The sequence below is a fragment of the Paenibacillus sp. TY11 genome (assembly GCF_059772165.1).
Genome location: NZ_JCBAIQ010000040.1, coordinates 1 through 22,892 on the forward strand (window position 1 = coordinate 1; position 22,892 = coordinate 22,892).

Annotated in this window: 25 protein-coding genes; 1 reads left to right on the plus strand and 24 read right to left on the minus strand. The window is 47.7% G+C overall.

The window, feature by feature from the left end; translation table 11 throughout:
- The 24 genes from AC6EJC_RS25725 to AC6EJC_RS25840 form a co-directional block, all read right to left on the minus strand.
- A partial coding sequence (locus tag AC6EJC_RS25725) for a TP0910 N-terminal domain-containing protein (protein WP_498475316.1) occupies positions 1–1,263 on the minus strand: 1,263 nt, incomplete at its 3' end.
- A 90-nt stretch (positions 1,264–1,353) separates the two neighbouring features.
- Entirely contained in the window at positions 1,354–2,001 is a 648-nt protein-coding gene (rnhB, locus tag AC6EJC_RS25730; protein WP_081112524.1) for a ribonuclease HII, read from the minus strand.
- A 210-nt stretch (positions 2,002–2,211) separates the two neighbouring features.
- On the minus strand, positions 2,212–3,072 hold the full coding sequence (gene ylqF, locus AC6EJC_RS25735; protein ID WP_134903997.1) for a ribosome biogenesis GTPase YlqF: 861 nt from the start codon (positions 3,070–3,072) through the stop codon (positions 2,212–2,214).
- An 86-nt stretch (positions 3,073–3,158) separates the two neighbouring features.
- Positions 3,159–3,785: a signal peptidase I gene (lepB, locus tag AC6EJC_RS25740; protein WP_134903996.1), complete on the minus strand. Its 627-nt coding sequence runs from the start codon at positions 3,783–3,785 to the stop codon at positions 3,159–3,161.
- Between the two features lie 101 nt (positions 3,786–3,886).
- Positions 3,887–4,231: a 50S ribosomal protein L19 gene (gene rplS, locus AC6EJC_RS25745; protein WP_010346403.1), complete on the minus strand. Its 345-nt coding sequence runs from the start codon at positions 4,229–4,231 to the stop codon at positions 3,887–3,889.
- A gap of 227 nt (positions 4,232–4,458) precedes the next feature.
- Entirely contained in the window at positions 4,459–5,274 is an 816-nt protein-coding gene (trmD, locus tag AC6EJC_RS25750) for a tRNA (guanosine(37)-N1)-methyltransferase TrmD (RefSeq protein ID WP_444956367.1), read from the minus strand.
- A complete protein-coding gene (gene rimM / locus AC6EJC_RS25755; RefSeq protein WP_444956368.1) occupies positions 5,274–5,789 on the minus strand; it encodes a ribosome maturation factor RimM in 516 nt (171 codons plus the stop codon). Before rimM ends, trmD begins: the two co-directional genes overlap by 1 nt.
- A gap of 97 nt (positions 5,790–5,886) precedes the next feature.
- The gene (locus AC6EJC_RS25760) at positions 5,887–6,117 is read right to left on the minus strand and encodes a KH domain-containing protein (RefSeq protein ID WP_013309863.1); all 231 of its coding nucleotides are present in this window, start codon (positions 6,115–6,117) and stop codon (positions 5,887–5,889) included.
- A gap of 23 nt (positions 6,118–6,140) precedes the next feature.
- On the minus strand, positions 6,141–6,413 hold the full coding sequence (rpsP, locus tag AC6EJC_RS25765) for a 30S ribosomal protein S16 (RefSeq protein WP_025682296.1): 273 nt from the start codon (positions 6,411–6,413) through the stop codon (positions 6,141–6,143).
- Between the two features lie 67 nt (positions 6,414–6,480).
- Positions 6,481–7,857 carry a signal recognition particle protein gene (gene ffh, locus AC6EJC_RS25770; protein ID WP_444956369.1) on the minus strand — a complete coding sequence of 459 codons (1,377 nt, stop codon included), beginning with the start codon at positions 7,855–7,857 and terminating at the stop codon, positions 6,481–6,483.
- 51 nt (positions 7,858–7,908) lie between these two features.
- Complete coding sequence (ylxM, locus tag AC6EJC_RS25775; RefSeq protein ID WP_444956370.1) at positions 7,909–8,277, minus strand: YlxM family DNA-binding protein; 369 nt, start codon at positions 8,275–8,277, stop codon at positions 7,909–7,911.
- A 167-nt stretch (positions 8,278–8,444) separates the two neighbouring features.
- Positions 8,445–9,095 (minus strand): PAQR family membrane homeostasis protein TrhA, encoded by a 651-nt coding sequence (gene trhA / locus AC6EJC_RS25780; RefSeq protein WP_444956371.1) that lies wholly within the window; start codon positions 9,093–9,095, stop codon positions 8,445–8,447.
- A gap of 156 nt (positions 9,096–9,251) precedes the next feature.
- Positions 9,252–10,268 carry a signal recognition particle-docking protein FtsY gene (ftsY, locus tag AC6EJC_RS25785; RefSeq protein ID WP_444956372.1) on the minus strand — a complete coding sequence of 339 codons (1,017 nt, stop codon included), beginning with the start codon at positions 10,266–10,268 and terminating at the stop codon, positions 9,252–9,254.
- A 38-nt stretch (positions 10,269–10,306) separates the two neighbouring features.
- On the minus strand, positions 10,307–13,876 hold the full coding sequence (gene smc / locus AC6EJC_RS25790) for a chromosome segregation protein SMC (protein ID WP_444956373.1): 3,570 nt from the start codon (positions 13,874–13,876) through the stop codon (positions 10,307–10,309).
- Positions 13,877–14,132: 256 nt separating this feature from the next.
- Positions 14,133–14,831 carry a ribonuclease III gene (rnc, locus tag AC6EJC_RS25795; protein ID WP_013309856.1) on the minus strand — a complete coding sequence of 233 codons (699 nt, stop codon included), beginning with the start codon at positions 14,829–14,831 and terminating at the stop codon, positions 14,133–14,135.
- A 12-nt stretch (positions 14,832–14,843) separates the two neighbouring features.
- Positions 14,844–16,082 (minus strand): beta-ketoacyl-ACP synthase II, encoded by a 1,239-nt coding sequence (gene fabF, locus AC6EJC_RS25800; RefSeq protein WP_444956374.1) that lies wholly within the window; start codon positions 16,080–16,082, stop codon positions 14,844–14,846.
- 231 nt (positions 16,083–16,313) lie between these two features.
- Positions 16,314–16,547 carry an acyl carrier protein gene (locus AC6EJC_RS25805; protein ID WP_007429985.1) on the minus strand — a complete coding sequence of 78 codons (234 nt, stop codon included), beginning with the start codon at positions 16,545–16,547 and terminating at the stop codon, positions 16,314–16,316.
- Between the two features lie 108 nt (positions 16,548–16,655).
- Positions 16,656–17,405, minus strand: coding sequence for a 3-oxoacyl-[acyl-carrier-protein] reductase (gene fabG / locus AC6EJC_RS25810; RefSeq protein WP_444956375.1), 750 nt, complete (start codon positions 17,403–17,405; stop codon positions 16,656–16,658).
- A gap of 51 nt (positions 17,406–17,456) precedes the next feature.
- Positions 17,457–18,398 (minus strand): ACP S-malonyltransferase, encoded by a 942-nt coding sequence (fabD, locus tag AC6EJC_RS25815; RefSeq protein ID WP_444956376.1) that lies wholly within the window; start codon positions 18,396–18,398, stop codon positions 17,457–17,459.
- 81 nt (positions 18,399–18,479) lie between these two features.
- The gene (locus AC6EJC_RS25820; protein ID WP_444956377.1) at positions 18,480–19,469 is read right to left on the minus strand and encodes a beta-ketoacyl-ACP synthase III; all 990 of its coding nucleotides are present in this window, start codon (positions 19,467–19,469) and stop codon (positions 18,480–18,482) included.
- Between the two features lie 8 nt (positions 19,470–19,477).
- Entirely contained in the window at positions 19,478–20,470 is a 993-nt protein-coding gene (plsX, locus tag AC6EJC_RS25825) for a phosphate acyltransferase PlsX (RefSeq protein ID WP_444956378.1), read from the minus strand.
- On the minus strand, positions 20,454–21,050 hold the full coding sequence (fapR, locus tag AC6EJC_RS25830) for a transcription factor FapR (RefSeq protein ID WP_007429980.1): 597 nt from the start codon (positions 21,048–21,050) through the stop codon (positions 20,454–20,456). The genes plsX and fapR overlap by 17 nt, the downstream gene beginning before the upstream one ends.
- 277 nt (positions 21,051–21,327) lie before the next feature.
- Positions 21,328–21,501 carry a 50S ribosomal protein L32 gene (gene rpmF, locus AC6EJC_RS25835; protein ID WP_007429979.1) on the minus strand — a complete coding sequence of 58 codons (174 nt, stop codon included), beginning with the start codon at positions 21,499–21,501 and terminating at the stop codon, positions 21,328–21,330.
- Positions 21,502–21,689: 188 nt separating this feature from the next.
- Complete coding sequence (locus AC6EJC_RS25840; protein WP_444956379.1) at positions 21,690–22,208, minus strand: YceD family protein; 519 nt, start codon at positions 22,206–22,208, stop codon at positions 21,690–21,692.
- A gap of 356 nt (positions 22,209–22,564) precedes the next feature.
- Here AC6EJC_RS25840 and AC6EJC_RS25845 point away from each other — a divergent pair.
- The coding region (locus tag AC6EJC_RS25845; RefSeq protein ID WP_444956380.1) for a nucleotidyltransferase family protein at positions 22,565–22,892 on the plus strand (328 nt) is incomplete at its 3' end.

Sequence of the window (22,892 nt, forward strand, 5' to 3'; positions counted from 1 at the left end):
CACTGCTGCGCGCAGCTCTTGCAGCAGCGTGCGCAGCCGCTGGAGCGGCACTTCTGGGGCAGCAGCATTGCCCGCCGCGGATTGTGGCACAGGGCCACCAGCCGGCTGTGCGGAGGGACGGTCAGCTGTGACTGCGCTTAAGGCAGGCTTCGCCCCCGCAGGCTCTGCCGTGGCCGACACTGGAGCGCCATCCGCATCCTTAAGCTGCGTGCTTACCGCAGTAGCTTGCTGTGATTGCTCCACTCTGGCGCGGGAGCCGTTTAATGCATCAGTCTCCGATTCAGGCGCATTTGCGCCAGCTTCCGATACCATTGTCGCTCCGCGTCCATTGACTGCATCCGGTTCTCCTGAAGCAGTCCCTTTGGCTACAGATGTAGCCCCCGTCGGAGTATCCGAATCTGCAGTCAAAGCACTCGCTTCACTCACCGCTGCAGCAAGATTGGCTGCTTGAGTCCCTTTTAACAATTCCTTGCTGCCTGTGGTTTGTCCAGCTTCTGCCTGCTTTGCAGCGGTAGAGGCATCCTTGGACAATATAGGAGCTTGGCCTTCCTGTCCATCTCCAACCACAATGGAAGAAGCACCTGTTGGACTAGCTGACATTCGGTCAGCGCTTTTTATAGCTGTCGATCCCCCCACTGAACGGTCAGTGGATACTCCCTGTCCTTGCTGCTTTAATACCGCTTCAAGCTCATGTTCCAGCGATGACAACAGATCATTTAAAGGAGGACCAAACATCGCTTGGCGCAATCCGTTTATGCTTTCGGCCGTCAATGGAAGTCCCCGCTGAAAGGCAACTGCCGCCGCCTGCACAAACGTTCCCAATTGTACATTGCCGCTTTGCTTCGCCATAGCTTCTCGCAAAGAGGCCGCATTTTCAGATGTCAACGGCACACCATTCTTTTGCATTGCCTGTATAAGCTCCCTGTTCTGAGCTGTATCCGGCAGTCCCACCGATTCCAATACATCTGTCAGCGCTACGGTTTGCTGTACTGTATTGGCCACATCGTTCAGAGGCTTAAGCACCGTCATTCCGCTGGGGGAAGCCGGTTGAACCTGAAACATTGTAGTCTGTCCAGGTTGAAGAGGGGTCTCCAGCTTTGCCCTGACCTGAGAACCTTGTATTTGCAACACAGCCTCGCCGCCGTCCTCAGACACCTTTAGCACGACTCCTCGTACGACCTGACCTGGCTGCATATCAAGTTTTTTTGCCTCTCCAGCCTTCACATCTCCAAGTAATCCACGAAATACAGTTCCGATGTTCATATCGCCCCTCCTCTCACTCTCCCCCATTCAAAGGGGCTTATGGTATTAGTTATACTTTATATCGGCATTGTCCCGATTCATAATAAGTAACTACAGATCAAACAGCGTCGGTTGCTCCGTCAACAGATTGCCCAGAAAGCTACGTCTATGCATCTTTGTAGGTCCTAGCGCCAAAATTTGTTCCCTGTGTAACTTGGTAGCGTAACCTTTATGTATACCGATCCCATATTCCGGATACTTCGCATCCCATTCACCTTTACACAGCCGATCACGGGTTACCTTGGCGATGATAGAGGCCGCCGCAATAGACTGACTGTTGGCATCTCCTTTAATAATAGAGAGTTGAGGAATAGGCACATCTACCTTTTCTGCATCCACCAGTAAATAATCAGGAGACACATGTAAAGCCTCAATAGCCTGCTTCATAGCCAAACGGGCTGCTTGCTTAATATTGATATCATCAATCGTCTGCGCGTCTACATAGCCAACTCCTACAGCAATGGCCTTCTCCATAATCAGCTCGTAGTATGCTTCTCTCTTCTTGTCCGTCAATTTTTTGGAATCATCCACACCTTCCAGTAACTCACCCACTGGTAAAATGACTGCGGCGGCCACAACATCACCAAACAGACATCCACGACCTACCTCGTCAATACCTGCAATCCGCTCACAAGACTGCTCCCAGCATTTTTTTTCATAATGTAGCATGTCCTTCACTACAATCTCTTTGTCTTCCATATTCAATACCTGCCCATCTATATGTAGTTTAACGCGTCATTCATGCCGTAGCTCTTGCGATTGAATTCAGCTTACCACAGACCTTCATCGTCCAAAACCCTTTTCTAACTGCCTTCAAATACCAAAAAGAACCTTCCTCCTCTCCGGAGAGATGGGGAAGGTTCTTCCTTGCCACAAAATGCTATGTTCTCTATCGGTGTACCAGTAGAGTCAGTAAGGAGCTTCCAAACTGAACCGTCCCAGCTTCCCTGCACGCAGCTCACGCAAAATGATTTTTGACGCCTTTTCGAGATCCACACGTCCGCCGCTAACAATACAGCCACGTTTACGTCCGATCGCCTCCATGACGTTAACAATTTCATCAGGATTTTCTGTATCTTCAGGACGTTCGGTGAGCTCAAAGCGCTCTGCCAGTGCGTCCCAATAGTACTGAACCAAATATTTAGTCGCAAAAAAGGCAATATCCTCGACATTCAGAATTTCTTCCTTGATCGCACCTGTAACTGCCAGACGATAGCCTACATTCTGATCCTCAAATTTAGGCCATAGAATCCCTGGTGTATCCAGCAATTCAATTTCTCCGATCTTGATCCACTGCTGTGCCTTCGTTACCCCTGGACGGTCACCCGTCGCTGCAATATTACGTCCCGCCATTCGGTTGATCAGTGTCGATTTACCGACATTCGGAATACCAACAATCAACCCACGCATAGGACGCGGGTTCATTCCCTTCCTAATCTGCCGATCTATCTTTTCCTTAAGCAGCAGTTTGGCCTGAATCGGAATTTCTTTTAACCCCGTCCCGGTTGTGGCATCCACCGGAAAGGCTACATGCCCCTGCTCCTTAAAGTAGGCAATCCATTGCTGTGATACTATCGGGTCCGCCAAATCTGCCTTATTCAAAATAATCATTCGCGGCTTGCCTTGCAAAATATCATCAATCATTGGATTTCGGCTGGAAAGCGGCAATCGAGCATCAATCAGTTCAATGACCAAATCAATCAGCTTTAATTTTGCTTCAATTTGGCGGCGCGCTCTGGTCATATGACCAGGAAACCATTGAATCGTCACCGTCATCACCCCATTGATCGTAACTCCTACTTTTAGCCTTAGGCTCATAGTTAGGATTACGGCAGCTATGCTGCTTATTAGTTATTCTAGTGGTTAATCCACTGCATATCTTTCGCTGGCCAGAAAATGACATCAGCCCGGCCCACGACTTCCTTCAAATCAATATATCCAAGCATCCGACTGTCTGTACTATTGGAACGGTTATCTCCCATTACAAAAATATGCCCTGCCGGAACTTTTCCATCCTTAAACTTCTCATTTGGAAAATTTGTAAACTTGTTGTAAAGCTCGCCATTTTGATGCGCTTCTTCCAAAGGAGCTTTCAGGTAAGATTCCTGAATCGGCTTACCATTAACTGTAATCGTGTCACCTTCTACCTTGACCGTATCTCCTTCAACGGCAATGACGCGTTTGATAAAGTCTCTTCCTTCCTCCGGCACATGAAACACGATCACTTCGCCTGGTTTAGGGGCACGGAAATCATATAAAATCTCATTCACAATGACGCGTTCTCCGGTATGAAAGTTAGGCTGCATCGACGGGCCATCCACAATAAACGGCTTAAAGAGAAGCCAGCGGATTAAAAAGACAAGCACTAACGCAATAATGATGGCCTTGAGCCACTCAAAAATCTCATTTTTTGGTTTACGCTTGGGCGTACCATCCTGATCAGTTGGCTGCTGCACAGCTCCTTGTCCTACTTCTTGCTCCATAGCTCACTGTCCTCTCTTTACGGTCAATAATCCACAGTTCCCTATGTACGTAGAAAAAACGAAAGGAGCTTGTAATCAAGCCCCTTTCGTTATTCGTTGTATTAACGACGAATTTCTTTAATTCTCGCTGCTTTACCGCGCAGTTCACGAAGATAATAAAGCTTCGCACGACGCACTTTACCACGGCGAGCCACGTCGATTTTATCGATTTTTGGGGAATGAAGCGGGAAAGTTCTTTCCACACCTACACCGTAAGAAATTTTACGAACTGTAAAAGTCTCACTGATTCCACCACCACGGCGTTTAATTACAACACCTTCAAACAACTGGATACGCTCACGAGTTCCCTCAATAACTTTCACGTGCACTTTCAAAGTGTCACCAGGACGAAAGTTAGGCAAATCTTTACGCAGTTGTTCTTCAGTGATCGCTTGGACGATATTCATCTATGACTCCCTCCTTCCGTACAGGTGTTCATGCTTCTTCTAGAAACCCAACCGTTTCCTTCATCATCCACAGAGGACCACCGTATTACACACAACAGATGTATTGTATCATGGAGGCTACCGCATTGCAACAACAAAAAGGGATTTGACCAAACATTATTTAATTGACTTCATTATAGAACAGGTCACTACCTGCTTTCAAATCCACTCATGTCTAAAGCGCTTTATCACTTGTCCCCCGAACAGTCTGATTTGCCCTGCACCTCAATCCACGCGCGCTCCTTGCCTGTCAGTTCAGCCTGTTCCAACAGGTCCGGTCGGCGTTCCATCGTGCGACGTAACGCCTCCTGTCGTCTCCAGGAATCAATATTGACGTGGTGCCCTGACAGGAGTACATCAGGTACTTTCCAGCCCCGAAACTCAGCGGGCCGGGTATAATGGGGGTATTCCAGCAGCCCCGTACTAAACGAGTCCGTTACCGCACTCGTTTCATTACCCAACACTCCTGGTAGTAACCGTGTCACACTATCAATGACGGTCATGGCTGGTAGCTCGCCACCAGTCAATACATAATCTCCGATAGAAAGCTCATCCGTCACCAAATGCTCCCGAATACGCTCATCATAACCCTCATAATGCCCACATATAAAAATAAGATGGTCCTCTTTGGCCAGCTCTTCCGCTTTCTTTTGCGTAAAAGTCTCGCCTTGTGGACACATCAAAATGATACGCGGAGCTTTTATGTCTGCGTTACGTTCGACCTCTTCATGTTGGATAACTTCATTGGCATTCTCTAATGTTGGTTGCTCTGATTCATCCAACAACGCTTCCACCGCAGCAAAAATGGGGTCAGGCTTCAATACCATACCGCCCCCACCGCCATAGGGCGTATCATCCACTTGTCCATGCTTGTTGCCGGCATACTGGCGAAAATTAACCGCTTGCAATGATACAATTCCCTTATCCCTTGCTTTTCCTAGAATGCTTGCATTAAATACTCCATCAAACATCTCTGGAAACAGGGTCAACACATCCACCCGCATTACAGCAGCCCTTCCATTAACCGTACCGTAACCCGTTTTTCACGCACGTTTACATCCAAAATAACATCCTCTATATACGGCAACAGCAGTTCCTTGCCTTTAGGCATTTTGACTACCCATACATCATTGGCTCCCGGAGTCAAAATTTCTTTTACCACGCCGAGCTCATTTCCGTCTTCCGTCACTACTTCCATGCCGACTACTTCATGAAAATAGAATTCATTTTCTTCCAATTCGCCTAACCGCTCAGCAGATACCTTCAACAAAGTACCTTTATATTTTTCAACATCATTGATATTGTGATATTCCTTAAATTTAGCGATAACTATATTTTTTTGAAAACGCGCTGTTTCAACAGTTACGGGGATTGGTGCCTTACCTTCCGCCGGAACAATCAAAAGCTCACTGCCTTTAGCAAAACGATCCTCTGGAAAATCCGTCGTCGTTAATATTTTAAGCTCTCCACGGATTCCGTGAGTGTTCACAATTTTTCCGACATTAAACAATTGTTGCATCGTGTTCCTCCTGCATGTAATCGGTTCCGCTCCATATCATCTTCATCATGTACGAAAAAGGGTTAGGACATACATCCTAACCCACTTTCGTATATCTTTAAGATATGATGTCTACGGTAACCCGTTTATCCATCTTAACGGCTGCTGATGCAACCACAGTGCGAAGCGCCTTGGCGATACGACCCTGCTTGCCAATAATTTTGCCTACATCCTCAGGATGCACACTTAGTTCATATACAACAAGCCGATCCTTCTCCAAGGTCTTCACGGTTACATCTTCCGGATGATCGACTAAAGCCTTAGCAATGATTATCACTAATTCTTCCATGGTTGACCCTCCGTATCAGCACCTTATTTCTGTTGTTTAGACTCATGAAACTTTTTCATCACGCCCGCTTTGCTAAGCAAGTTACGGACTGTGTCGGATGCTTGTGCACCATCTTGCAACCATTTCAGCGCTTTATCTTCATCAATTTTTACAACCGCTGGTACTGTGATAGGGTTGTAGTAACCGATTTCTTCGATAAAACGACCGTCACGCGGGGAACGAGAATCAGATACCACGACGCGATAGAAAGGAGCTTTATGTGCACCCATACGTTTCAGACGAATACGAACTGCCACGAAAATTCACCTCCTTCAAAAAGTAGACTGTATATTGTTATCCCAAAATTCCAAGGACCTAATGGCCTTAGCGGAAAGGAAACTTCATACCTTTACCCATACTCTTCAGCTGCTTCATAGCCTTGTTTTTGCCACCCTTAGGTCCCATCATATCTGAGAACTGCTTCATCATGCGGCGCATTTCGTCAAATTGCTTTATCAGACGATTAACCTCAGCCAGTGATGTTCCACTGCCTACAGAAATACGTTTGCGACGGCTATGATTAATCATGTCCGGGTTTTGCTTTTCCTGTGTAGTCATAGAATGAACGATAGCCTCAATCCGGCCCATCTGTTTGTCATCCACTTTGATATCTTTCATTTGCTTCATGTTGCCCATACCGGGGATCATATCGAGAATCTGGTCGATTGGGCCAAGCTTTTTAACTTGATCCATTTGCTCCAGAAAATCTTCGAAAGTAAACTCGGCATTACGCATTTTCCGTTCCATTTCCTTCGCCTTATCGGCGTCGATATTGGACTGCGCTTTTTCAATCAGGGACAACATGTCACCCATGCCTAAAATCCGTGAAGCCATCCGTTCGGGATGAAACGGCTCCATCGCATCCAGCTTTTCACCCAATGTAGCAAACTTGATCGGGCATCCTGTCACAGCCTTAACCGACAAGGCTGCACCACCACGAGTGTCGCCGTCCAGCTTCGTCAGTACAACTCCTGTTAACTCTAGGCTACTATTAAAGTGCTCCGCAACGTTAACCGCGTCCTGGCCCGTCATGCTATCTACAACCAGTAGAACTTCATCCGGCTTGACGTTTGTATGAATCTGGCGCAACTCTTCCATAAGCTCTTCATCAACATGAAGACGACCTGCAGTATCTATAATAACGTAGTCATTACCATTATCCTTAGCATGCTGCAAACCCTGCTTTGCAATTTCCACTGGGCTTGTCTGATCTCCCAGTGTAAATACAGGAGCATTAATCTGCTCACCAAGGACCTGAAGCTGCTTGATCGCGGCTGGTCTATAAATATCACCAGCTACAAGCAATGGACGATGATTTTGCTTTTGCAGCAACTTCGCCAGTTTACCGGACGTCGTCGTCTTACCTGCGCCCTGGAGACCCACCATCATAATGACCGTAGGCGGTTTGTTTGCTTTGGCAAGCTTGGCCTGACTGCCACCCATCAACTCGGTCAGTTCCTTGTTCACGATGTCGATGATGACCATACCTGGCGTAAAGCTGTCCATCACTTCCTTACCAACGGATTTCTCCTTTACCTTGGCAATAAAGTCCTTTACAACCTTGAAGTTAACGTCCGCCTCAAGCAAAGCCAATCGTACTTCGCGCATCGCCTGAGCTACATCATCCTCAGACACTTTTCCTTTGCCGCGCAGTTTACTGAATACATTTTGCAAGCGAGTCGATAATCCTTCAAATGCCATACTTTCGCACCTCCTTGTCTACCAGGGTTGTTTATTCTTATTCTATATGACCTACAATTCTTGCAGGCGATTTACAATTTGTTGAACATGTTGCAGAGTGCCTTCATCGGACTCACCGATTTTACCGAATGCCTCATACAACGTTGTATTTAGTTCTTCCAGATCTTGAATTCTACGTTCATGCTTACTTAGCAATCCAAGCTTTTCCTCGTACATTTCCAATACCTGTTCAGCACGTTTAATATGTTCATATACTGCCTGACGGCTAATTTGAAATTCCGATGCAATTTCCCCCAAAGAAAAATCATCATGGAAGTAATATTTTAAAAACATCTGTTGCTTCTCTGTAAGCAGAGGTTCATAGAAGTCAAACAGTCGGTTAATCCGGTTTGTCTTTTCCAGCCGATTCTCCTGACTCATCGTGTATACCTCCATCGTCAAGGAAAAACACTTTACAGTTCTTTTCAACGTTCCTTATGATACATAAAAGAAAAGAAGATGTCAAGCGTTATCCCTTGTCATACAAAAAAAAGCCGATCCACTGTCCTTAAACGGAAGTACGGATCGGCTTTTTTACCCACTGTTACTTAAACCCTTACCGGAGTAAGATACAGCAGAACAGCCAGAAAATGAAGTACGCTGCCTGCCAGAACAAACAGATGCCAGATCGCATGGTGATATGGAAATGCCCGCCACACATAGAAAATCGTGCCCAACGTATACATAAGACCACCTACGAACAATAACGTCATCCCTCCGGCGGGAACAGTCGCAACCAGAGGACTCCAGGCAATTGTGATGAGCCAGCCCATCACAATATAAAACACAGTAGACATAAACAGGAAGCGCTTGGTGAAGAACGCCTTGAACAGCACACCGAACAGTGCGATCCCCCAAATCACTCCAAACAGCGTCCATCCCAGAGTACCTCGCAGTGCAACGAGCATAAAAGGGGTGTAGCTACCTGCAATGAACAGGTAAATGCAAGAATGATCGAATATTTCGAACAAATCCTTCATTTTTCCTTCACGCAGGCTATGAAGCAACGTGGAATTGGTGTACAACAGCAGCATCGTAATCCCGTAAATCGTAAAGCTGACGACATGCCAAGTAGTTCCTTTCAAGCTAGCAAAAACAATGAGCAGCACAAGCGCTGCTACGCTTAAAACGGCTCCAATTCCATGTGTAATGGCGTTGGCTACTTCTTCCCGTCGGGAGTAGGTATAGGTGTTTGCCATCGGTTTTTCACCCGGCTTCCTGAGTAATATTTTATACAACCAACATATCCGGCATCGACAGAGCTGTTCCTTTCATTATACATCTGGGCGAACTTGAGCAGCAACATTGATTGCTTCTGAGCCCCAAGTCTGACAAGCAAGCCTACTCAAACCGTATCAGTTCTGTTCTTCCTCGCCCGTAGCAGTTGCTTCGGCAGTCTCCTCCTGAATCAAACCCGCGAACAACGCATGAACGAATTGCTCGGAATCAAACGGTTGAAGATCATTCACTTTTTCACCTAAGCCAACCATCTTAACAGGCAAATTCAGCTCCTGACGGATGGCCACAACAATCCCACCCTTAGCTGTACCATCCAACTTCGTCAGTACCAGCCCGGTTACACCGCTTTTCTCACCAAACAGCTTGGCTTGGTTAAGTGCATTTTGTCCAGTTGTCGCATCAAGTACCAACAACACTTCATGAGGAGCATCTGGAATTTCACGCTGGATAACGCGGAAAATTTTGTTCAGTTCCTCCATCAGATTGCTTTTATTTTGAAGACGTCCTGCAGTATCACACAACAACACATCTACTTGACGCTGCTTGGCAGCCTGTACAGCATCAAACATAACCGCAGCCGGATCGGAACCGGATTGCTGCTTAATAACCTCTACACCTGCCCGTTCGCCCCATACCTCCAACTGTTCAATCGCACCCGCCCGGAATGTATCTCCAGCAGCCAACAATACTTTTTTACCCTCTTGTTTAAAACGGTGAGCCAACTTGCCAATAGTTGTTGTTTTGCCGACTCCATTGACGCCTACGAATAGAATGACTGTGATCCCATCAGGGCTCATTTTGAGCTGACTATTGTCATTGCCCCGCAGCAACTCGGACAGCTTTTCCGACAATACAGGCTGTAGCTCGGATGCGTCCTCGATTTTGCGTTTTTTCACTTCTCCTCGCAGGTCTTCAATGAGGTTCATAACCGTGTTGACACCTACGTCCGCTCCGATCAGAATTTCTTCCAGTTCCTCATAAAATTCCTCATCAATTTTTTTACGGCGAATCATCAGGTCCGTTACTTTTTCAACAAAACCTTTGCGTGTTTTTTCCAAACCGTCCTTGAACTGTTTTGTGACGGATTCAGTTTTGTTTGCAATGCTTTCCTTCAATTTCCTAAAGAAACTCATGGATTCCCTCCGTTGATCTGAAAGTATGTTGTTTGATGTCAGGCAATCTCAGCTTCATCGTTGTCCAGCTTGACAGATACGAGTTTGGAAACCCCGCCCTCCTCCATCGTAACCCCATACAGCACATCGGATTCTTCCATTGTGCCTTTACGGTGTGTAACTACGATGAACTGTGTCTGTTCTGAGAATTCTCGTAAATACTGGGCAAAACGCACCACGTTTGCTTCGTCCAATGCGGCCTCTACTTCATCGAGTACACAGAATGGAACAGGTTTAACGTGTAAAATGGCAAATAATAACGCCATCGCTGTTAACGCCCGCTCACCGCCCGACAGCAGCTGCAAGTTTTGCAGTTTTTTGCCCGGTGGCTGAGCTACGATGTCAATTCCCGTCTCCAGCAAACGTTCCGGGTCAAGCAACACGAGATCAGCACGTCCGCCTCCGAACAGCTTGGAGAAAACCGTTCCAAATTCACGCCGAATAGCATCGAACGTAGTCTTGAAGCGTTTGGACATTTCATCATCCATTTCTCGAATAACCTGATAGAGCGTTGTCTTGGCCTCCACCAAATCAGACTTTTGCTCATCAAGAAACGTATAACGCTCATGCACACGTTGGTATTCCTCAATGGCGCCCAGATTCACCTCGCCCAGCGCGGAAATACCGCGTTTGAGCCTTTCTACCTCGCTCTGCGTACCTTCAATATCTTCCGGTATAGGATAACGCTGCTTGGCCAGCTCATAGCTGAGTTCATAATCATCACTTAATTTTTTCAGAACGTTTTCCAGTTCTACATCAAGCCGGTTTACTCCAATTTCCGTTTGACGAAGCAGCTCCTCCACCGACTTGAGCTGAATTCGCTGTTCTTTCGTGTCGTTCTCAGCCACTTCCAGCTTTTTGGACAAGCTGCTGCGTGCAGCCCGCTTGAATTCCAGCTGCTGCGCGGCTTCTTCCTTTTTCAAACGGTATTGATTGAGATTCTCAATCTGTTTCACGGTCTCCTGCTCATTGGTCAGCAGATCAGCTTCGATGGAAGCAAGTAAGGTCTTGTTTTGTCTTGAATCCTTACCAAGGGTATCATAATCCCCACGCAATCTGCGCAGCTGCTCTTCCAATGAAAAGCGCTCCTGGTCCAGCTTTCCTTCTCTTACCTTGAGATTCGTGAGCTCTCCTTGTAGCTGCTCTTTGGCAGATTCGTTGGCTTTACGGGCAAATTCAGCAGCGTGAATGGCCTGATGAGTTTTCTTCTCTTCTTCCTCCAGCGCAGCCAACTTTACCAACGCTTCTTCACGGGAAGTTTCCAGTTCCTTGATTTCCTGATCAAAGCCCTTCTTCTCCTGACCAGACGCAGCTACCTGCTCCAGAACATGACGCAGTTCATGCTCCAGTTGCTTGAGCTCCATTACCATCTGCTGCTCTTCACCGCGCTTCACATCGCCGCCCTGACGCAGCTCGTCCAAACGGGTCTGTGTCTCCTCCAGCTGGCGTTTGGTATCTATTGCACTCTGACGTAACCTTGCAATTTGCTGCTCCGTATCTACAATGTCTTGATCCAACTGATCCAGCTGACGTTTACGTCCAAGCAGATTAGCATTTTTCTTGAACTGGCTTCCCCCAGTCATGGAACCACCTGCATTGACAACATCGCCTTCCAAAGTAACAACGCGATATCTATATTGGCAGCGGGCCGCAATACGGTTTGCATCTTCCAACGTACGGGCAATGACCACATTCCCCAAGAGACTGCCTACAATTCCGGCATATCGATCATCATACTGAACAAGATCTGCACCGATCCCGACAAAGCCTTCAGCGCCTTCCGCAATTTGGCGTTCCCCCGCACCGATTTGACGCGGGCGGATAACATCCATAGGCAAAAATGTCGCTCTGCCCAGTTGGCGTTGCTTCAGAAAACTGATCGCCTGTCTGGATACTGATTCATTTTCCATCACGATATGCTGAACTGAAGCACCCAAAGCGGTTTCCATCGCCTGCTCTAAATGCTCAGGTACCCGAATCAGCTCCGCTACCGCTCCATGCACACCGTGCAAAGTTTCTTTGCGTGCAGCCTTCAATACTTCTTTAACACCCAGCATAAAGCCGTCAAAGTCATCCTGCATTTCCTTCATTGTATCTCGACGTGAAATTTGAGCCTCTCGTTTTTGTTCCCATTTACGAACGGTACCCTGGTTTTCTTCCAGTAGTTTTTGCAGGGCCTGGTACTTTTCACTTCCCTGAATATAGCCACTGCGCAAACTACTGATTTCCTGCCCCAGCTTCTGAACAGCAACTTCTAATCCCTTTTTGCGCTGTTCAAGTTGGACTTTCTGGGCTTCCCATTTGCCGGATTCGTCACTTACACGAGTCACTCGCCGTTCTAATGCTTCCTTCTGTTGGTCGGTATAACGAATTTCGTTACGCGCCTGCGCCATCTGGTTCATCAGCTCCAGCAGATTACCCTTTAGGCTTTCTTCCTGCTCCTGGCTGATTCCGCCTGTGACGCCAATCAGTTTGGCCTCTTCGTCAGACAATCGCGCACGCAACTCATCAAGCTCTACATTCAGCGCAGACAGCTTTTCGTTCAGCTGATCCAGTTCACTCTTGCGCTCGGAATGCCGTGATTCGCTTGTGCTAAGTGATAAGATCAATTGTTCCCGATTGGCCTCCAGATTGCGTGTGCGCTCTTTCAGCAATTCGCCGTAGCCTTCACTTTTTTCCGTAGCTTCACTGTATTGCAGCAGATCCCTTTGCAAACGCTCTACTTGCTCTTCCAGCTGGCGTAATTCGTTGCGGTCGCTTTCCAGCATCGCATCGTGGTGGGACACCACCGTAGACAACTGAAGCTGCTCCTGCTGCAACAAAGCTAGTTTGGAAGTCGCATCGCTCCACGAAGTATGAATTTGTTCAATTTGATGGACGTACATTGAAATTTCTTTTGATTTCAATTCACCGCGCAGCTCTTTAAAATGAATCGCTTTTTCAGACTGCTCCTTAAGCGGTCCAATCTGATCCTCCAGTTCACTAACCAAATCGTGAATACGCAACAAATTTTGCTCCGTTTCATCCAGCTTGCGAACCGCATCTTTTTTACGCGATTTATATTTTACGATACCCGAAGCTTCCTCAAAAATACCTCGACGATCCTCAGATCGGGTACTCAGAATTTCTTCAATGCGTCCCTGCCCAATAATTGAATAAGCTTCTTTACCAATCCCTGTATCCATAAACAGCTCTGTAATATCTCGGAGTCTGCATGATTGTCGATTAATGAAATATTCACTATCCCCACTTCGATGTACACGTCGCGTTACCGTGACTTCACCAAAATCCAGAGGCAACGCCTGATCTTCATTATCCAACGTAAGCGATACTTCACCGTAATTAACAGCCTTACGAGCATCACTACCCGCAAAAATAATGTCCTCCATTTTGCCGCCACGCAGTGATTTGGCACTCTGTTCGCCCAGCACCCAACGAATCCCGTCGGAAATATTACTTTTTCCGCTTCCGTTGGGCCCGACGACTGCCGTAATGCCGCGGACAAATTCCATTTCCGTTTTATCTGCAAACGATTTGAAGCCCGCCAGCTCAATGCGCTTTAAAAACATGCTCAATCTCACCTCTAACATTTCAAATATGCTTGTACAACACCGTATACCTGATTGATATGAATTATCCCTATTGTAGCATAAACTAGCTTGTATAAAGCACAGTACCGACACTCACATTACACCAGCAAAGCCACGAAAAAAGAGCAAAACGCAGTCCATTCGCCATTACGGGCCGGGACTCCCCGCGGACTGCCCTTTGCTCTTACTTTGTGCCCCTTGCTTGCGTAACCCGTCCGGGCTGCTCAGGTACCGATTACGATTCTGCCAGCTTCAAACGGTTTAAAGCTACTGCCGCCGCTTGCTGCTCAGCTTCTTTTTTGGAGCGTCCTGTACCTGCCCCCAGCCGTTCGCTGTCCATATATACCTCGGCTACGAACTCGCGTTCATGGGCAGGTCCGCGCTCCTCCACAATCTTGTATTCAAGCATCCCCATGTTATGATGCTGCGTCAGTTCCTGAAGCTCTGTTTTGAAATCACTCATCTGAAGCTTACCGTTTAATACAATTTGAGGAAAAATATAACGTTCCAGAAACGACCGGACGGCCTCAAGACCCTGATCCAAATAAAGCGCGCCTACGAACGCTTCGAACACATCAGCCAAAAGAGCCGGACGAGTACGTCCGCCTGTCAGCTCTTCACCTTTTCCAAGCAGTACATATTGCCCGAACTCAAGCCCGACAGCAAACTTCACCAGAGAAGGCTCACAGACAATAGCTGCACGCAGCTTGGTTAATTCGCCTTCGGGTCGGTTAGGGTACTGGTTGTACAATTGCTCGGACACAGTCAGTTCCAAAACAGCGTCACCTAAAAATTCAAGACGCTCATTGTCTGCATGCTGACTGAACCGATGTTCGTTTACGTAGGAAGCGTGCGTAAAGGCCTGCTTCAGAAGCTGCCGATTGTTGAATTGAATATGAAGTTTCTGCTGTAATTGCTTCAAGTCTCCACTCAACGAACTGACCCCTTACGCTTCATATTTTTTTAGAATAACCGTGGCATTGTGACCGCCAAAACCAAAGGAATTGGACATAACCACATTCAGTTCCGCTTTTCTCGGCTTATTAGGTACATAATCAAGATCGCAAGCCGGGTCTTGATTATCCAAATTAATCGTTGGCGGAATCGTCTGATGTTGAAGTGCGAGACCACAGATCACGGCTTCAACGCCGCCCGCTGCACCCAATAAATGCCCTGTCATCGACTTGGTTGAGCTGATCGCTACCTTATAGGCATGCTCTCCAAGCGTTTTCTTGACTGCTTCCGTTTCCGATTTATCACCGACCGGCGTAGATGTACCATGTGCATTGATATAATCAATATCTTCAGGATTCAATCCAGCATCACGGATCGCCATTCTAATGCAGCGTGCCGCTCCCTCTGGATCAGGCTCCGTCATATGATGGGCATCGCCAGAAAGACCGTAGCCAATCACCTCGCCGTAAATACGCGCACCACGCTTCAAAGCATGATCCAACGATTCCAGGATCAGAACACCAGAGCCTTCGCCCATAACAAACCCGTCTCTTTCGGTATCAAAAGGACGACTTGCCTTTTCAGGCTCATCGTTACGTGTGGACATCGCCCGCATGGAACAAAATCCAGCCATACCAATCGGGCGAATAGTCGCCTCAGCTCCGCCGCAAATCATGGCGTCAGCGTCACCGCGCTGAATCATGCGGAAGGAATCGCCAATGGCATGACTGCCCGTGGCACAAGCCGTAACTGGCGATGTATTGGGGCCTTTAGCACCGAGTGAAATCGACACTTGACCGGAACCCATATTAGCAATCATCATCGGGATGAAGAAAGGGCTTACGCGTTTAGGTCCCTTTTCGATCAGTGCATTGTGCTGATCTTCCCAAGTACCCAATCCGCCAATACCGGAACCGACAGATACACCAACACGCTCGGCATCCGCATTCTCTCCGATTACGAGTCCGCTGTCCTCAAGCGCCAATTTACTAGCAGCAACCGCGAACTGCACAAAGCGGTCCATTTTACGCGCATCCTTGCGTTCAATATAATCTTCTGGATTAAAATCTTTAATGGAAGCGGCTATTTTCGTAGTGTACTCACTTGTATCGAAAGCTTCGATTTCACTGACGCCAGATTTCCCAGCCATCAGATTATCCCATAGTGTGTTCAAATCCTGTCCCAGCGAAGTGATTACACCCATTCCTGTTATGACAACACGTTGTTTCAAAGATAATCACCTCTATGTCTACTGCATATTGTATTTTAAGACAGAGCACACTCTTGTGCGCAAAAATAATATAGAATCAACTAAAGTTAGTAATGCCGCATAATCCTCAGCCTTTGACTAAGTGAAGCTGAGCCAAACTCAAATAACACGCGGCAATTCCGTCTTTAGTTCAATCTGTATAATTAGGAGAAAGTCCCGCCTGTAACAGAACGGGACTTTTGATGACATGAATTAGGTATGAGATTGTATGTACTTTACAACTTCACCTACAGTTGTAATTTTCTCTGCATCTTCATCAGAGATTTCCATATCAAACTCATCTTCCAATTCCATAACCAATTCAACTACATCGAGAGAATCAGCGCCTAAATCATCTTTAAAAGATGCTTCAAGTGTAACTTCGGCTTCGTCGGCTCCCAAACGGTCAACGACAATGCGTTTTACGCGCTCCAATACATCGGACATCCGGCTCACCTCCTCCTTAGGTATTATACGAAAATTACAATTAAAATGCCATAGAAGAGAGTTTTCATTTACAACTCTTCATCGGGGCATGCGGATGGCAACATGCAACTACATATACATACCGCCATCCACATGCAAAGTCTGGCCCGTCATATATGAGGAAGCATCCGAGGCCAAGAACAGCACCACATCAGCAATTTCCTCAGGCCGTCCAAGACGGGCCAGCGGAATACCGCTAAGCATATTGTCACGCAAATCATCAGCCAGCACCTGCGTCATCTCAGTATCGATGAATCCAGGAGCTACACAGTTCACTGTAATCCCTCTCGAAGCAAGCTCTCTAGCAGAGGATTTGGTAAGGCCAATCACTCCCGCTTTAGCAGCAACGTAGTTGGCTTGTCCTGCGTTGCCAAGTACACCGACAACGGAGGAGATATTGATAATTCGGCCGGAACGCTGCTTCATCATTGGACGTGTTGCCGCCTTGAGACAATTAAACACACCCTTCAGATTCGTTTCAATCACCTGATCGAATTCCTCTTCCTTCATGCGCATGATTAAATTATCTCTTGTTATGCCCGCATTATTCACCAGGATGTCAATCTTGCCCCAAGCGCCAATCATATCCTTGATCAACCGATCTGCTTCGTCAGCGCGACCGACATTAGCCTGAACTGTAATAGCTTCCACACCTTTGGCACGAATCTGCTCTGCTACCTCAGTCGCAGCCGCTTCACTACCAGCATAGTTTACCGCCACATTAGCGCCTGCTTCAGCTAGCGCCAGCGCGATACTACGGCCAATTCCGCGCGACGCTCCCGTAACCAGTGCCGTTTTTCCACTTAATGGCTTAGACATCATAGTACCCCCTTGCAAGTATATAACCCGTTAAGGTAATGATTATTACTTTTAACGGGCCTCCAAGGCTTCCGTTACAGAAGCAAACGACTCCAGGCTGCTTATATTATACAGCTTAACCGTTTTGTCAATTTTTTTAACCAGTCCGGTCAAAACACTTCCTGGTCCAATCTCAACAAAGGTGTCAACACCTTGTTCCAGCAGCCATAATACGCTGTCTTCCCACAGTACCGGGGAATAGACCTGATCCACCAACAGTTGGCGAATTTCGCTCCCCTCACGTACAGGTTTTGCTGTTACATTGGCCACAACCGGAATCTGAGCTTCGGAGAAAGTCACAGCCTCCAACTTGTCGGAGAGCTTGGTCGCTGCTTCCCTCATCAATGACGAGTGGAAAGGACCGCTGACCTCCAATGTAATAGCACGCTTGCCGCCTGCTTCCTTTACACGTTCAGCGACAGCAGCTACGCCCTCCTTCGTACCGGATACAACAATTTGCCCGGGACAGTTGATGTTGGCCAGTTCGACCAGTTGACCAGACTCCGTAATATCACGACACAATACTGCCAATGCTTCACGATCAGCGCCCAACACAGCAGCCATCCCGCCTTGTCCATCAGGAATGGCCTGCTCCATGAACTCGCCACGTGAACGAACGGTCTCAACCGCATCCTCAAATGCGAGAACACCGGAAGCAACTAGCGCGCTGTACTCTCCTAGACTGTGCCCAGCCACATAATCAGGGCGAATGCCATTTACCTTAAACGCTTCATATAACGCAATGCTCGCCGTTAACAGTGCAGGCTGCGTATTGGATGTTTGCTTCAAGGCTGTGTCCGGCCCTTCGAAAATCAGTGTGCTTAGCGCGAAACCTAACCGTTCGTCCGCTTGGCGGAATGCTTCTGTTGCAGCTGGAACCGCTTCATAAGCGTCTTTAGCCATACCTACAGCTTGTGAACCCTGACCGGGAAATATAAATGCCGTTTTGCCCATCGTGTATGCACCTCTCTGTATCCAATGCTTGTACTGTAAAGTACCAGACAAATTCAATATTGTATCAAACCCGCCGACTTCTTACCAGACAAGAACCGACGCACCCCAAGTCAAACCGCCGCCGAAGCCCACCATTAATATACGGTCGCCTTCCTTCATGCGGCCTTCCTCAGCTGCTTCCACAAGAGCAAGAGGGATTGATGCTGCGGATGTATTCGCATATTTATGAACATTAACTACTACCTTTTCCTCTGGCAAATCCAGACGTTGCATCGCCGATTGGATGATGCGAACATTGGCTTGATGTGGAACGAACAGATCAATGTCATCTTTGGACAGCCCTGCTTTTTCCAGCACATCAACCGTTGCCGTTCCCATAACACGAACCGCAAACTTGAACACTTCGCGTCCATTCATGTAAATATAGTGCTGTTTATTTTCCAGTGTGTCCGCACTCGCAGGCAAACGTGAGCCACCAGCTTCCAGCTTAAGCAAGCTGCCTCCCGCGCCTTCAGCCCCGAGATCAAAAGATTGGAATCCCCTACCTTCAGGCACTTCACCAATCACTACAGCTCCTGCACCGTCTCCGAAAAGAACGCAGGTATTGCGGTCGGTATAATCTGTAATCCGAGAAAGACAGTCTGCCCCAATGATTAACGCATTATTATAAATACCTGTCTTAATAAAGCTCGTTGCCGTAGCCAGCCCGTACACAAAACCCGAGCATGCCGCAGACAGATCGAAAGCTGCTGCGCCTTTGGCCCCCAACTTGTCCTGAAGAATGCAGGCAGTTGACGGAAACGCCATATCCGGTGTAACCGTAGCTACAATAATCAGATCCAGATCCTGTGCCGTCATACCCGCGGACTCCAATGCCTTAATCGCCGCTTCATAAGCCAAATCAGATGTAGCCTGCTCTGGAGCCGCAATATGGCGCTCCTGAATCCCTGTACGGCTAACAATCCATTCATCACTTGTTTCTACGATTGCTTCTAGATCTTTATTGGTCAGAATTTTCTCAGGTACGTATTTCCCTGTTCCGATAACACCAACTGGCCGTAATTTATTCATATCGTCACTCACTTCCTGCTGATTTCCTTGGATATACTTTCCACCAACCGGTTTTGCAAGGCCGTACGAGCCTGCCTTACCGCATTTTTGACGGCAATGCCGTCAGATGAACCGTGACTTTTCAAGACGAGTCCGCTCAACCCCAGCAAAGGAGCCCCGCCGTGCTCTTTATAATCCAGTTTACCTTTCAAACTGCGAAGTTCAGGCATAATCAAGGCCGCCGCAAGCTTGGTCTTTAAGGATTTGGTGAACTGCTCTTTTAGGAGAGAAAATATGGCTCCGGCTGTACCCTCCAGCGATTTTAGCATGATGTTCCCGGCGAATCCGTCGCACACCAGTACATCGCAATTCCCCGTTAACACGTCTCTGGATTCAACATTACCCACAAAATTGACAGGTAACTGCTCAATAAGAGGAAATGCCAACTTCGTCAGTTCATTGCCCTTCCCAGCTTCGGTCCCGACATTCAGCAGACCCACCCTTGGAGAAGCCACACCGTGAACTTTCTGACGATACAGGCTCCCCATCAGTGCATACTGGGCAAGATGCTCAGGCTTGGCATCCATATTCGCTCCCAAGTCCAACGCCAGAACACCCTGATCATCAATCGTCGGTATCATCGGCGCGAGAGCCGGACGTTCAATGCCCTCCATTCTTCCAACCACCAGCAACCCTGTGGTCATTAGCGCGCCTGTATTACCTGCGGATATCATGGCATCCGCTTCGCTTTCTCTGACCATTCGACCAGCTACGACCATTGAGGCATCCTTTTTACGCCGCACTGCCTTTACAGGCTCGTCCTGCGCATCTATCGTTTCGGATGCATGGCGAATGCTGAGGTTCGTCGGCAACGCCCTGCCGTTCAGAACCGATTCAATCCGTTCCCGGTCACCAACCAGCGTAATGTCAGTATCCTTCCATTCCGCCGCCGCAGATAGCGCGCCCTCTACTGTCGCCTCAGGAGCATTATCTCCCCCCATGGCATCAATGGCGATCCGCATGCTGACTTCCTCCTTCGCTATACTCTTCCTCCGTGGAGCGATAAATGACAAAGTTGCCTTGGAACACCATTTCTTCTCCTACGTAGGCAAACACTTCCACTTTTGCCTTCCCTTTTTGCTCTGGATTTGAGCGTACATATGCCTTGGCAATGCACTTTTCACCCAAATGAACCGGGCGGACAAAGCGAATATCCGCTGAAGCGGTCAATGCTATCTCATCATTAATCACGGCAACGGCCAATGAATTAGCCTGGGCAAACACATAATGCCCCCGCGCAATACCTGTACGTGAAAAAATATGTTCCTCTTTGATTTCAAAAATCGAAATACCACTTCGATCCAACTGGAGATCAACGATATCCCCGATCACTTCATGCAAAGGCAAGGAACGAACCTGATCATAGGAGCGCTCAGCCATCAGCTTTAGCCGCTCCCGCAATTCCGGAATCCCCAGCTCCATCCGGTCCAGCCGAATGGTCTGAATGCTTACCTTCAGCTGTCTTGTCAATTCCTGATCCGTTACGAACGGATTATCATCAATTAATTGAGTCAGCCGTTGCTGTCTCTGTCTCTTCGGCAAACGTTCGATATCAGTGACGCCTCCTTTCCCTGCAATAAACTGCCGTTCAGCCAACAGTTCGGGTTACTTCACGTTCTAACGGCGAAACTTCAAGCCGGTTTGTCTTCTTGTATGTATAAAGGAACCCCTTCGGCCCTTCTTTCTTAGAACCTGGTACTAAAACAGTATATAGCATGCTGACGCAAAAAGAAAGCATGCAGACAAAAAAAAGTAGCGCCTCACTGAAGTGAAGCGCTACTCTCCCTGCGAAGATTCCAAAGAATCCGCTTATCGAACATTATTGAGAGATGATCTCTCTAGCTTTGTACGTTCCGCAAACTTTGCACACATGGTGAGCAAGTTTCAATTCGCCGCATTCGGAGCATTTCACCATACCTGGTACTGCCAGTTTAAAGTGAGTACGACGTTTGTCGCGACGAGTTTTGGATGTTCTCCGTTGAGGTACTGCCATTATTCCCACCTCCTTAACCAGATCAACCCCGCATAACGGGTATGACTTCTTATCTCATTCAAGACCGAAAGAAAATGCTAGAAGCAATTATCTTACAGCCGGTGAATCAAGCCTGCAACATCCACGTATCGGTTCAGTAACTCCCCGGCACAAGCGGATGATGATTTTTTCAGAATTGAACTCAATTCTCATTTAAAAAAATCCTTAAGCCCTGCCAGACGCGGATCAATCTTTTCCGTATCGCCATCGTTACTGTCATCGGAGCCAATGCTCCAGTCTTGTCCGGCCGCTGGTGCGATCCCCTGACAATCCTCACTGCACACAGGCGCAAACGGCACATGCAGTACAAACAATTCTTCACAATACGGTGCAATGTCGAAGGAATCCTCCGTCACTGCGATAAAATCGCCATCTTCATCCTCCTCTTCAACACTCGAAGAGGTTTGCTTAAACCGCTCACGGAATTCAATCTTCAAATCCTCGTGCATCGGGCTCAAACAGCGTGAGCACAGCATGTCCAGACCTGCGGTCAACGTGCCTTCCACGCTCATCAAGCCTTGACCCAGACTAACGGCGACCAAGTCGGTCTCCAGCGGGGAAACGGCCGTAACATCAGCACGATCATCCACCAATTCACTCACATTAAGAGATTCACGGATAGGAAAAGGACCGTCACTTGTTGCTACTTTGCGAAAAAATAGTTGCATCACTATCACTCCAAACAAACAAAAATTATTATACCGACTGATCGAGTCGTTTGTCAACACCTTTCACTTTACACCACTTACAAATCCATCGGTTTTTCAATGGTTCGGCAAGTTTTATGCGGAAGCAAAAATGCGTTGTGCTAATCATGTACCTGTGAGTATTCGTACCCCCGCCACTCTTCGTGTACAATAATGCGAGTATAAAGCTTTTTGGTTCATGTCTCAATGGTCTTGTTCATACCAATGATGAAAAATCAGTATAGCTGCCCTGAAAACAATCATTCGTGGGTAGTTAGCCATTATTTTCAAAATAGTTACCAGATAAGCTACTTTAAGAAAGGAGCCGACATACAATCTTGAAAACACTCGGTATGATTGTAGAGTACAATCCCCTGCATAACGGACATGTCCATCACTGGAAGGAATCTCTTCGCATCACTGGTGCACAGCGCACGGTGGCTGTAATGAGTGGTCCCTTCCTTCAGCGGGGTGAACCCGCGATTACAGACAAATGGTCCCGCACCGAAATGGCACTTGCCATGGGTGTGGACCTGGTTCTGGAGCTGCCTGTGGCCTATGCCGTTCAGCCCGCAGAATGGTTTGCCCGCGGAGCGGTCGCCCTGCTCCGCGCGACGGGCATCGTCGACGCGCTCTGCTTTGGCAGCGAGGGCGGAGACATCGCAC

What these genes read in the sequence shown, in the direction of transcription:
- rpmF (WP_007429979.1), bottom strand. Translation starts at nt 21,501, where the DNA reads ATGGCAGTACCTCAACGGAGAACATCCAAAACTCGTCGCGACAAACGT.
- ftsY (WP_444956372.1), bottom strand. Translation starts at nt 10,268, where the DNA reads ATGAGTTTCTTTAGGAAATTGAAGGAAAGCATTGCAAACAAAACTGAA.
- rplS (WP_010346403.1), bottom strand. Translation starts at nt 4,231, where the DNA reads ATGAATATCGTCCAAGCGATCACTGAAGAACAACTGCGTAAAGATTTG.
- trmD (WP_444956367.1), bottom strand. Translation starts at nt 5,274, where the DNA reads ATGCGGGTGGATGTGTTGACCCTGTTTCCAGAGATGTTTGATGGAGTA.
- ffh (WP_444956369.1), bottom strand. Translation starts at nt 7,857, where the DNA reads ATGGCATTTGAAGGATTATCGACTCGCTTGCAAAATGTATTCAGTAAA.
- fabD (WP_444956376.1), bottom strand. Translation starts at nt 18,398, where the DNA reads ATGGGCAAAACGGCATTTATATTTCCCGGTCAGGGTTCACAAGCTGTA.
- AC6EJC_RS25840 (WP_444956379.1), bottom strand. Translation starts at nt 22,208, where the DNA reads ATGCAACTATTTTTTCGCAAAGTAGCAACAAGTGACGGTCCTTTTCCT.
- ylxM (WP_444956370.1), bottom strand. Translation starts at nt 8,277, where the DNA reads ATGAGTCAGGAGAATCGGCTGGAAAAGACAAACCGGATTAACCGACTG.
- AC6EJC_RS25820 (WP_444956377.1), bottom strand. Translation starts at nt 19,469, where the DNA reads ATGAATAAATTACGGCCAGTTGGTGTTATCGGAACAGGGAAATACGTA.
- rimM (WP_444956368.1), bottom strand. Translation starts at nt 5,789, where the DNA reads ATGCAACAATTGTTTAATGTCGGAAAAATTGTGAACACTCACGGAATC.
- plsX (WP_444956378.1), bottom strand. Translation starts at nt 20,470, where the DNA reads ATGCGGATCGCCATTGATGCCATGGGGGGAGATAATGCTCCTGAGGCG.
- fabG (WP_444956375.1), bottom strand. Translation starts at nt 17,405, where the DNA reads ATGTCTAAGCCATTAAGTGGAAAAACGGCACTGGTTACGGGAGCGTCG.
- AC6EJC_RS25760 (WP_013309863.1), bottom strand. Translation starts at nt 6,117, where the DNA reads ATGGAAGAATTAGTGATAATCATTGCTAAGGCTTTAGTCGATCATCCG.
- lepB (WP_134903996.1), bottom strand. Translation starts at nt 3,785, where the DNA reads ATGGAGCAAGAAGTAGGACAAGGAGCTGTGCAGCAGCCAACTGATCAG.
- trhA (WP_444956371.1), bottom strand. Translation starts at nt 9,095, where the DNA reads ATGGCAAACACCTATACCTACTCCCGACGGGAAGAAGTAGCCAACGCC.
- AC6EJC_RS25805 (WP_007429985.1), bottom strand. Translation starts at nt 16,547, where the DNA reads ATGTCCGATGTATTGGAGCGCGTAAAACGCATTGTCGTTGACCGTTTG.
- smc (WP_444956373.1), bottom strand. Translation starts at nt 13,876, where the DNA reads ATGTTTTTAAAGCGCATTGAGCTGGCGGGCTTCAAATCGTTTGCAGAT.
- rnhB (WP_081112524.1), bottom strand. Translation starts at nt 2,001, where the DNA reads ATGGAAGACAAAGAGATTGTAGTGAAGGACATGCTACATTATGAAAAA.